Raw genomic sequence first — 11,336 nt, forward strand, 5'->3', positions numbered from 1 at the left:
GCCGTAAGCAGGCTGAGTTAATACAAGATTGTAGCAGGGTGTCATGACACCCCCGACGTCTTAACGCATGGGCGACAACTTCTCCACCAGACCTGCGGGGTGAAGTTCATAGCCATTCTCCGTATAGGAGTCATAATATACCTTACCGTTCCGATACACCATGAGATCCTCCAGATGGAAACCGCCCATCAGATTCAGCTTCTCCACACCACTGCTGCGTTCTTCGTACACCACACCCAGCTTGTAGATGCGTGACGTCTCTTCGGCATGTGCCGCGTAGTCCATGAAAGCACTATGATGGTCACCAAAGAAGTACTTTTCTTCATACCGATGTTCCTGCGTATAATCGAATACCCGTACCCGAACAACCGCCTGATCCTCCAGCGTGTGGTACAACCTGCGGAACAGATCATCCCGGGTTAATACGTCTTTGTCTCCGTAGGCAATCGTCACATTGGCCCGTTGCAACAGCTCTTCTTCAAATGGCAATTGCAGCGGCTCGGCCGTAAGCAGCAACGAGTGACATACCTCCATCAGACGTTTCAGCAGACGGTCATCGCCTTCCGTTGCGAGCCGGTTCATGTCTCCCATGTAACGGTCCTCAAACCATACATCCCGTCCGCGCTTGGCCTCCAAATCAATGATTAGCTCTTCTGTCACTTTGCCGTAGTACTCCATCACGTTCTGGCCGATGTATTCATCCGCAGCGGCGATACTTTGGACAGCTGTATCTCGCAATGTGCGTTCCAGTGCTTCAAGTGCTGCTGTGACATGGCGACTGAGATGGTGAAGTTCTTCCATCTCTGTATCGTAGATACGCAGCAGATGTAATTCATTTTCCAGTCGCAGTAATTCTACCTTCGGTACATACACTCGCTCCAGCATGCAGTCAATCAGATTGCGTACATTCTGTTTATCACGGAACAACGCTCGTTTAAACGACTGATCTTCCACACGCTCTTGCTGACGTTGCTCCAGCAGAGCACGTGCCAATTCAAGCTGCATCGATTTATCCCGAATCAGTCCGAGCAACGCTTCACGTACACTGCCAGGCTCACTGTCACTCCAGGCTACCCATTGGAAATAGCCAACCTCAGGATGCTGCACTCGGGATTGTTCGGCCTGACGGCGCAGGGAACCGCTAGAGCTGCGCTCGCGCACACGTTCCTCCACGAGTCGTACTACGTTGTCGCGGAAGTATGACTCGGCTCCTTGTCCGAACAACACTCTCTCCGCTTCACGTAGGGAGAGTGGCTTCAGCTCAGAGAAACCAACGTTATGCGTCATGATGCCGCTCATGCCACTAACCAGATCTTCATCGGGCAGCAGACCTTCGACTTTGCGTTCCACCGAGGCCGCATCCAGTCCGAAAAAAGCGAGTTTGTCCTTGATGCTCCAATCCGGCTCCTGCCGCATACGTGCGAGCAGATACCGATACAGGTGATATAACACCGTCAGCGCAATCGGTTTGTTGGGCCGCCTGATCTCGGCAAAACCCGCGCTTGCATAACCGTGCTGATCAGAGGTGGTACGAATATTGTTTTTAAAGGATGTATTGTTGTACGTGTTCGCTCCGGTACTTAAAACGGTACCCGAGTGATCCGTATCCTGCTTCCGGTTCTTCAGCAGGCAGATTCGGCAGATAATCTCTGCATTCTCGATCCAACCACCGGGGACGCCAGTTCCACGCTCATTTTTGTCCGACAATATATAGACGAGATCGAATAAAGGAGACGCGGGATGTGTAACCGGAATGGAGATCCCATCCTCCGTCACCAGCAGTTTACCGCTGAACGTGTAGTCCAAGGACTGCATATAATCCAGTTCCCTCAGAAAAGCAAGACCTGCTGCGCTGGCATACCCGAAGGAATCCACCTGTTCCATCTCACTGACCAATACATGCAGATCCGTCTGCACCGACTTGAAGGCTTGGGACAAAATGGTCTCCGTCAGCTTGGTGAGCTCTGGCAACAATACATTCAGCGGATCATCCGCTCTGGTTACCACCGTAACGTAAATCCGATCAAATGACGAGTATAACCGTCCATATTCGGCAATTCGGTTACTGACCCGCCGAAGCGTACGATTCAGATCGTAGAGCGTCTGATCCGATTCATGGAAACTGCGGTGCACATCCTTACGCCGTGTTTTGGACGGTCGCTCCTTCTGCCCAGTGGACAGTGGCAAGCGGTGCAGAGTTACCTGTCCGTCGTCACCGGATGAGCCATCATTCCTCGTTTCACCCGGATCTGCTTCCTGATCTTCTGTCCCAATCTGAACGTAGACCACACCGTCTCCATTATCCCACTTCAACCGGTTAATCTCCCTCACGGCAGACACGGCAGGTGCAACCTGATCACCCACGAACAGAAACAAGGCCGGGTAATGGATGCTGCTGCGTCCATCACCCAGGCTGCCTTGGCGCTCCTGCTCTGTTGCGTACTGTACCGCGTACTTTTCCAGATCGCGCTTCAGGGTATTGCTCGAGCCCAACTCCATCCCGGCCGCCATCTTACTTCAGCCTTCTGCGAATGTCGTTCAGCTTCGACGACATCGTTCTGTAGAACTGATAGATGTCTTCTCCGTTAGCCAGTTCTACTCGTTCATACTCCAGACGATCACGTGATTCCATGAACAGCGCAGCCAGATCATCCAGCTTCGTCAGCAATGGGGTGATATCTTCTGAAGCCGTCAGATCATTATCCCGACGGGAGGCTTTACGCAGCAGTGTACTGCGGTCTTTTTCCGCCAGGCCGCGGAAGTTACCAAACACTTCATACTCGGCAAAGTTACGGCTCTTCATCAGGTTAGCGAATGGCTCCCATGCGTCTTCTTCCGGATCACGGTCATAGACGTAGAGCGCACCTTTTTTGACGATGGTGTCGGTATATAGCGCTTCGATGAAGCGGTCATACCACTGCTCTTCGTCCTGGTACTGGGCAAGAATGCCTTCGAGTTCTGCAACTTTGGCCGAGATGGCATTCATCTTCGCCAGTTCCTCTCGTACGCGCGCGATCAGCTGCGGGGAGCGTACCAGGTTTTCTTTGGCCATATCTTCATTAATACTGCCGAAAATATCCTTAACTCCCACACGCGGCAACCCTTCGGATTGCAGTCGTTTCAGCTCGATCACGGCCCGCTTCACTTCGCCGAGGTTCGGCGTGCTGGACGTGAGACGCATGTCGTAGGCTCCCAGTTTGGCAGACAAATCAAACGCTTCTGTTGTCACAATCGCATACCGGTTACTTGTATTCTCATCAATGGATTTGGCTGTCACAATGTTGTACCCAAGCGCCTGCTCGAATTCGTTACGCACACGGGCGTTATACTGCTTCACGCGGGCATTCTCGTACACATCTCCCCATGATTTTTCCGGAATCGGAGACGGCAGATAGGTCCAGTTATTTTTCTCCGTTTGTACCAAGTGTCGACCAATGCCTTCTTTATCCAAAATGGTACGTTCATAGCTTTCCTCATATACTTTGAGCGGTGTATAGACAAAAAGAGGTACCCCGTTGCGGGTGTTCAGCCAGAATATCCGGTTACGCACTTCACTTTCCTTGACGGTAAAATGAGATTTGCCTACCGCATTGTTCTGATAATTGCGAATCCCTTTCAGAATGCCTGGTGCCTGTGCCGGTACCGATACAAATCCCCATGAAGGGAAATGCAGACTGCCTGTACTGTTGCTCAGATTGAACACTGGAACGGCCTCATCATCCAACTTGCCAGCAATGAAACGTTCCACGAATTTCTCGACTGACTCATCCTGACCATATTTGATCACCAGGAAATCTTCCATGGAACGGGTAATCAGATCACCGAACTTCTCACTCAGGAAGTCAGAGATGGAGCTGACGATATCAATCTCGTTCTCTTTCACCCACTGGCTGGAGTTTTCCAGCAATTCACGGGAGAAGTCACGGATCAGATCATCCGTATCGCGCTTGTCCAGCAGCCCGTCCACCACACTGACGATATCCGGTACACTTACCACGTTCCAGTAATATGTCTTGTTGCCTTTGTGATCGGCTTGTTCTTCACCGCGTGTCAGCAAATCACCATTCTTGGCGAATATCGAGCTAAGAGCGTTCAGCGTTTCGGTAAATACATTATAAATGCGGCTGTTTTCCTGGTTCAGCAACTCATACAGATCTTCATAGAACTCGATCATCTGATCGTTGCGTTCCACGTCAGCGTGCAGCCAGTACTCATGAATTTTTGCTTCAATATAAGCATTCTTTTTCTTCTCTTTGGAGACAAATGCACTCTTTGCATCGCCCAGCTTCTCTTCGGACTGCTCCTGAGCTGCTTCAATATCACGCGGAATGCGGAAGGCATTCTCACGCAGGGTTTCGATGTACGACTGAATCATCTTCAGTACACAGAAGCCTTTTTCCGTATAAATTAGACGAGAGACATAGAACGGACCTTGTTCGGGATGCAAAAACATACGCCGGATCTGTTCGGTGAACTGTCCCGCAATCTCACCAGGCAGTTGTTTCTTCGCCTTGATATATTCTTCACGGGCACGCGCCAGGAAGTTCTGCTCCAGTTCGGTGTCCATATTCACAACCTGTGACTTCACCACGTTGCCATAGGATAGACGTTCGCTGTTCTGATAACCAGGCAGCGGCTCAGGCACACGGGCTTCAAAGGACTTGACCACACTTTCGAGATCAATGCCCAGCTTGCGGGCGAACTTCTCGGTATCCTCCTGGTTCGGCGCTTTGGAGAACATGGTGTTCATTTTGTCGAACATCCGGTAAGCCAGATACGTGGTCATCTCTTCAATCGGCAGTACAGCCGAAGAAGCACCGATGATGTTGTAATCATAGTTAGCTGGATACACCTTGTTCATCTGTGCAATGTTGGTTCGAATGTTGCTGATATAGTCATGGATCGCAAACTCCTCACCCGACTGCTTCTCCTCACTTGCCATGAAGTTCGTAATGTTCTCGGCCGTAACGTTCATGCAGTAATCGTAGGCGTTCTCCAGCAATTTACCTTCGGTATTCGTCGCAGAGATCAGATGACACAGGTTAAATGGCGGCAGTGGTGAGTTGACGGTTAAAATATTGCCGTACTTCTGTTTAAACCGCTCACCGCGGCTATCCACGTTCATCCAGTAATCCAGCTCTTTGAGTGCAGCATATCCGTTCTTGCGAATGTATTCACGAGTGTGTTCGCTCAAGCTTTTGTTGGACAGGTTCACGTCTGGCGTGAACAGGTAGCCCAGCGTATTCACGCGGTCAATCCCGGCAGAGCCGTGATCCCGTTCGATAATGCCGCGCACGATATAGGAGATATCGAGGAAGCAACCGCTGCCTGTACCGCCGGACAAGCCTGTCAGCAGGAACACCATCAGTTTTTTGTTGGTACCTACAGATAAGGTTTTGATCTTTTTATCGATGGCCTGCACGACCTGATTAATCTTGGTGAACAGGAGTAGACGTCCAGCCTGACGCACCCCTGCGGCACCGTTCATGCCATCCGTGATGCTCAGTTCCGGAGACAGCCAGTCCGTAATGTACGGCTCCAGCACACTGCGGTTCTGAAGAAGTCCGCCAATCTCGGCATTGGACAGCAGCACGAATTCATTAATCGGATCGAGTCCGATCCCTTTATACTTTTTGGCACGATCCTGTTCGTTCGTCTCAAAAGCCAGAAACTCCACATTGTCCGGCTTGTCCATTTTTTTCTTGGATACCGGGTCCTGTGGCAGCTTGAAACGACGGTTAATCTGATATTTGAGGCGCAGCAGCGCGTCAATTCCCGTTCCTCCCAGACCGATAATCAGAATGGGGTTATCAATCGTATCGACTCTGATTTTCTCACTGACAATACCTCCGCCAAGTGATACATCCAGTTGCTGAATATGTTCTCTAACAATCGGTTTCATTCCATGTCCTCCCTTTAGTTAAACCAAGTACTCGATCAAAATGGTCTTGTCCGCCTGTTGCAGCGGGATGCTCAGTCGGTCACCGTTCTTCAGTTCAACGCCTGAGCTTGCATCGACTGCACGACCGGATTTCTCCAGCGTACCGCCAGCGGTGTTACGAATTATAATTCGATCCCCATTGCTGGGCGTAAATACATATTTTTCGGTTTCCTTCAGCTCGGGGTCCAGTTGCAACAACTGATGCAGATGGAATCTGCCCCGGAAGGATACCAGCTTTTTATATTGCGGATAGGACTTGTCTCCCGTGTTCTCATCACGAATTTCCACAACCATCTGACCTACAAACCCCCGGTTTTTGCGTTTCAGCAAGCCCATCAGGAACCAAGCACCCACACCGACCACAATCAGGGCTATAACACCTAGGATGACAGGTAACCAAGGAAACGGCTTATCCTGTTCACCGCCTGATGTTGTCGGTTGAGTTCCACTTCCGGCTGCTCCACTGGCGTTGATCGTTATTGGCGCACTTTCACGGTAGAAGCTGTCTTCTTCTGCACGAATGACTAATTCATAGTTATGATTGTCTGGTACTTCAAACGTTCCGGCAAAACCAGAACCTGTGTTTTCCAGCGGTTGTTCTTCACTTTTGCCTGTATCCACATCTTTCACAACCAGCGTGGCCTTCATATCCGTATACAGGTCATTATCCTGAAGTGGCTGACCGCCATTCTCCAGTTTGGCTGCAAGATCAACCTTGTCCCCTTTGGTATAGGACTTGGTCTTAATTGGGTCCACAACGAGCTGAAGATCATAGTTGAACAACAGGTTGATATCGATGCTGTCTTTCGGAGCCCCTTTTACCCGAAGTTTCCAGTCTCCTTCTTGGGGTTTCAACAGCTTCACCAATGAGTAACTTTTCGACGTCGAGAGCTTGGCTGCATCCGAGTTCAGATCCACGGCTTGTCCGGATGGATCCGTCAATTGCACTTCCACCGGCTTCGAGGACATGATCGAAATATTTGCCTCCAATACACTATCGTTCGGTACGTTCACGGTAACTTCCTGATAACTGCCGTTTCCCGTTACAGAGGGCAGTTTCACAACATTCAGTTTGGCATGATCGGCGAAGATCTCACTCAGAATCTGAGGCAGATCATCCGGCGTATCGGTAATGAATGATTTACCTCCGGTCTGCTGAGCCAGGTCTGCGAGTGCATTCTTGTTCAGCTTGCCATCGGCGTTCAGTCCAATCGTATACACCGGAATACCCTGATCCTGTGCTTCCTTCACGGCTTTTGCCAGGTCAGCATCAGATTGTGCCTGTGTACGGCCTTTGGTTTTGTTAAAGTCATTGTTGCCATCCGCCAGCAGCACGATCATTGGCGAGTGGGATGGGTCTGCACCATGATTCAGTATGTTGACGGCTTCAGCGACACCAACAGAGACATCTGTATATGGCCCCCGGCCGAGCTGATCAATAAAATCCTTCAGGCTGCTCTTGTCCGCATCGGACTGAATCTCCAGCATAGCCTTTTCCCGCTCCACCTGATCGGTATAAGCGACAATCCCTACCTTGTCCCCCTGGACGGGCAGCATATCAATAAACATTTTCATGGCTTCATTACTAATCTTGTCACGGTCACTTGTATTCATCGAGTTACTTACATCGGCTACAAGTACCGCATCGATTCCGCTTGTCTGTGCCTGAGCCGCTGCAGCTTGTGGCAGCAACGCCTGAGGTAGCAGTAGCGTTAGAATTGCCAGCAGAACCATCGTTCCGCTGAGCCAGCGTATTTTGCGTGTCCGCAGCATTGGGTGTACTCCTTCACGTTTGAGATTAAAATGGGAATAGTTTATTATAGGCGTCAAGCCTTAAGGAAATCTTAACAGTCTACTAATAAATTCTGAAAAGCACCCCTATCTTGAGTTACAGTTTTGTAATGACTGACAAAAATCGACGATTTCACGCCTGTAACTGGCACAAAAGTACCAACTATGGAAATATGATATAGTTATTGCCAGCAAACTGCAATATAACAGCGCTTGATTACAAGCCATAGAAGGGAACGGATTATGGTTACATACGGATGCCTCGCCATATTGTTTCTTTTTGTCATGATAAAGGGTTTTGCACTCCAGCTTCATCGGCGGAAACCGATCTCCCGCGAAGACACGGATCGTACCCTCTACACTATTCTGAATGGTGAGCGTGATTGAGCATGAGTACTAAACTAGTTGTATCCATAAGACCATTTCAACGAACGACCTATGCCTATGAAAAGTTGCAAGTCTGCACCCGTTGTGGACAGTATACCTGCCTGTGGGAAGAGGAGTGCACGGCCTGTGGCCGGGGTACCCTGAATTCCGTTCAGGCGAAGGCGACTTCTCGTGTGAAACGCCGAATTGCACGCGACTTGTTCATTACGATATTGTTCGGTGCAGCTGCTACCTATTTCGGTGAGACCATAGATCAGACCATGGCGGCAGCCAGCGTTTCCCTGCTGCTTCTGGCCTTACTGATCTTCATGCAGAGACGTTCGTTCGAGGTAGAACAGCAGCGCGAGTTGAAGCGCATGTTGCAACAGGATGAGGAAATCATCCGACAGGGCATCAATCGCAACTGGGCTCTGGTCGCCGAAGCCCGAAAGCAGGATGAAGCACTGGCCTATGAGATGCTCCGCGAGATCGGCTCACTTGTCTACAACGACCGAGTTCGACTGCAACAGGTTGCATTGTTACAATCCTTTGTCCTGCGTAGTGATATGGATCTGCAGCTCAAGCCCTTGCTGCTACACAGCTTCGAGCGGCTACTGGCTGAATATATCGGTGAGATTGCACGACTTAAGCCGGAATTAATTCGTGAAGATGCGATTCGTTATATCGCTACCTATGAAGTGAACATTTTACAGCTCCACAATGGAATTCAGATTCTTACAGCCGTAGCTGCTGCTGCTGTGCGCAAGAGCAAATATATTGAGTTATTCCCTAGTCTTATTACCCGTTACGCCCGCTTTATGCCCAAGGATCGATTCATGCGGCTGTATCACACGATTGAACGCTATCCAAGTAAAGCACGCGGGGGACTGGCAGAGTCGGTAGGCCGGGTGTATAACGAGAAATATCGGGATCAGTACGCAGACGTTCACGTGTAGCAAGGATATATTGGGAATGAAAAACGTAGTTTAGTGCAAACTCACTCCGTGTATATAGACGAATGCAATTTCAACCACCCCTGCATGCACATCGGCAACAGGTATCGAATGTTATGATTCTAATGATATAAGAATTAATCCAAAAACACCCCATCCTTAGGTCTAGGATGAGGTGTTTTGAAGTTTATGGCAGAGCAATAAGCAGTAACCATATTCTATTCTGGAGAAAAAAGGGCCGCGACGTGCTTCCGTCGCAACCCTTGTTCCGAGGGTTCGGTACATCTGTACCGGAACCCTCTCATGCTATTCGCCATGCCAATCTCTGTGGCATGGCATGGTGTGGTGCAATTGCGGCTGCATCGCCGCTTGCACCGAAATCTTTACCGTCCGCGACGAGAATCGCGACGGTCACCCTTCGCCGGTCCGCGTCCTGCGGATTCCGGACGGCGAGAGCCTTCGCTGCTGCGCCCGGAGCTGCGCTTGTCGGCGCTACGGCCAGCCCAGCCGCTGCTAGCTGCACCGCGTCCGCCTTGACCCGCTGCACCGCGATTGCTGTCGCTGCTGCGCGCGGAACCACGACCTGCGCTACGCTCGTCGCCACTGCGACCCGCACCGCGTCCACCTTGGCCTGCTGCACCGCGACTGCTGTCGCTGCTGCGGCCACCGCTACGCCCACCACTGCGTCCACCTTCACTGCGACCGCCTTCGCCGCCGCGGGAACCACGCCCCCCACGTCCGCCATCTCTGCGATCGTTACGGCCTGCACCGCGACGGGCACTGCCTGTCCCGGAAGAGCGTCCGCCTGAACGTTCGTCATCTCCCTGGCTGTTTATGGAACGTCTAGCTGCTCCAGTCGAAGCAATTGGGCCTTCACTCGTCCACTGGATGCGGGACAGCTTCTGGTCGATACCTTGTTCAATTCGTGCAAGCTCTGGTCTGTCGTGCTCTGTTGCAAACGTTACAGCAAGACCCGTACCGCCTGCACGGCCTGTACGACCAATCCGGTGGATATAACTTTCCGCATCATGCGGCATATCGTAGTTAAATACATGCGTGACGCCTTCTACATCAAGTCCACGTGCAGCTACATCTGTAGCAACCAGCACTTGCAGTTTGGCATCGCGGAACGCTTTCATCACGTTCTCACGCTTGGATTGGGACAGATCTCCATGAAGTTCATCACTTGCATAACCTGCTTCACGCAGATCTTGGTTCAGCTTGGATGCACGACGCTTGGTCCGACAGAAAATGATCGCCAAGTATGGGCGATACGTATCAATCATGCCGCGAAGTGCTTCTAATTTACCACGATCCGTGCATTCCAGCACTTGCTGGCGAATTTGTTTGATCGGGATAACAGATTGGGAAGATACCTTCACATCTTCCGGATCTTTCATGTAGGTCTTCGCCAGGTTGCGAATGCCCTTCGGCATTGTTGCTGAGAACAGCATGGTCTGACGTCTGTGTGGAAGCTCACTAAGAATCGTTTCCACATCGTCCAGGAAGCCCATGTGCAGCATTTGGTCGGCTTCATCCAGCACCAGTTTTTTCACATTATCAAGCTTCAACGTGCCACGGCGCAGGTGATCCAGAAGACGCCCTGGTGTACCAATAACGATTTGGGTACCGTTCTGCAATTTACGCAGTTGCTTGTCCACATCCTGCCCGCCGTATACGGCAAGCACGTGCAGTTTATCGTCGTTAGCAGTGAGCTTCTTCGCTTCTTCCGTAATTTGCAGCGCAAGCTCACGCGTAGGCGCGATAATCAGCGCTTGCGGCGAACGGTCGGATACGTTAATTTTCTGAATAATCGGCAGCAAAAATGCCAGCGTTTTCCCTGTGCCTGTCTGTGCCTCGGCGATAATATCGCGTCCACCCAGCAGTACCGGAATCGAACGCTCCTGTACCGGAGTCGGCACGGTGATGCCCTGATGTTTCAGGATCTCACACCATTCCGGGCGAATGCCCAGTTGTTCAAAGTTTGCCAATCGTTACACCTCTGTATATTCATTTAGATAAGTCCATTTCATAAAGACTTCAGTATCTGCAATCAAGACTAGCTTTCCTTATATCAATCATGATTATGAAATGAATTTTTTAAAAAGCAATCCACTCGTTGCTCTTCTTCTCCATACCCTGTAGTTTACACGTTAGTCAAGCAAAACAAAAGGGGATACAGCGTTACACCCTAACTTGTAGCACAAAATCTCGAGATTAGCGTGACTTGTCTCAACCAAGTGAGTTTGAGGAAGGTTTTGTAACGTACTCTAGGAGCTGCCTTT

The 11,336-nt window shown here is 50.5% G+C and carries 6 protein-coding genes; 2 read left to right on the forward strand and 4 right to left on the reverse strand.

What is annotated here, in order from left to right:
- Window positions 1-60: 60 nt before the first annotated feature.
- Genes WFI24_RS16935 through WFI24_RS16945 form a run of 3 tightly spaced genes read right to left on the reverse strand, consistent with a single transcriptional unit; the run spans window position 61 to window position 7,714 of the window.
- Window positions 61-2,511, reverse strand: a complete 2,451-nt coding sequence (locus tag WFI24_RS16935; protein WP_336762627.1) for a transcription initiation factor TFIID — start codon at window positions 2,509-2,511, stop codon at window positions 61-63.
- Between the two features lies 1 nt (window position 2,512).
- Window positions 2,513-5,902, reverse strand: a complete 3,390-nt coding sequence (locus tag WFI24_RS16940) for a tubulin-like doman-containing protein (RefSeq protein ID WP_336762629.1) — start codon at window positions 5,900-5,902, stop codon at window positions 2,513-2,515.
- Between the two features lie 18 nt (window positions 5,903-5,920).
- The gene (locus tag WFI24_RS16945) at window positions 5,921-7,714 is read right to left on the reverse strand and encodes a vWA domain-containing protein (RefSeq protein ID WP_336762631.1); all 1,794 of its coding nucleotides are present in this window, start codon (window positions 7,712-7,714) and stop codon (window positions 5,921-5,923) included.
- A gap of 261 nt (window positions 7,715-7,975) precedes the next feature.
- Here WFI24_RS16945 and WFI24_RS16950 point away from each other — a divergent pair, with 261 nt between their 5' ends.
- Both WFI24_RS16950 and WFI24_RS16955 read left to right on the forward strand, forming a co-directional pair.
- Entirely contained in the window at window positions 7,976-8,119 is a 144-nt protein-coding gene (locus WFI24_RS16950) for a hypothetical protein (protein WP_336762633.1), read from the forward strand.
- Between the two features lie 2 nt (window positions 8,120-8,121).
- Window positions 8,122-9,054: a hypothetical protein gene (locus WFI24_RS16955; RefSeq protein ID WP_336762635.1), complete on the forward strand. Its 933-nt coding sequence runs from the start codon at window positions 8,122-8,124 to the stop codon at window positions 9,052-9,054.
- A 380-nt stretch (window positions 9,055-9,434) separates the two neighbouring features.
- On the opposite strand, the gene WFI24_RS16960 is transcribed toward WFI24_RS16955, so the two are convergent.
- Window positions 9,435-11,042 carry a DEAD/DEAH box helicase gene (locus tag WFI24_RS16960; RefSeq protein ID WP_336762637.1) on the reverse strand — a complete coding sequence of 536 codons (1,608 nt, stop codon included), beginning with the start codon at window positions 11,040-11,042 and terminating at the stop codon, window positions 9,435-9,437.
- Window positions 11,043-11,336 lie beyond the last annotated feature (294 nt).

This window comes from Paenibacillus sp. USHLN196, from assembly GCF_037144955.1.
In the GTDB taxonomy this organism is placed as follows: Bacteria; Bacillota; Bacilli; order Paenibacillales; family Paenibacillaceae; genus Paenibacillus; species Paenibacillus xylanexedens_C.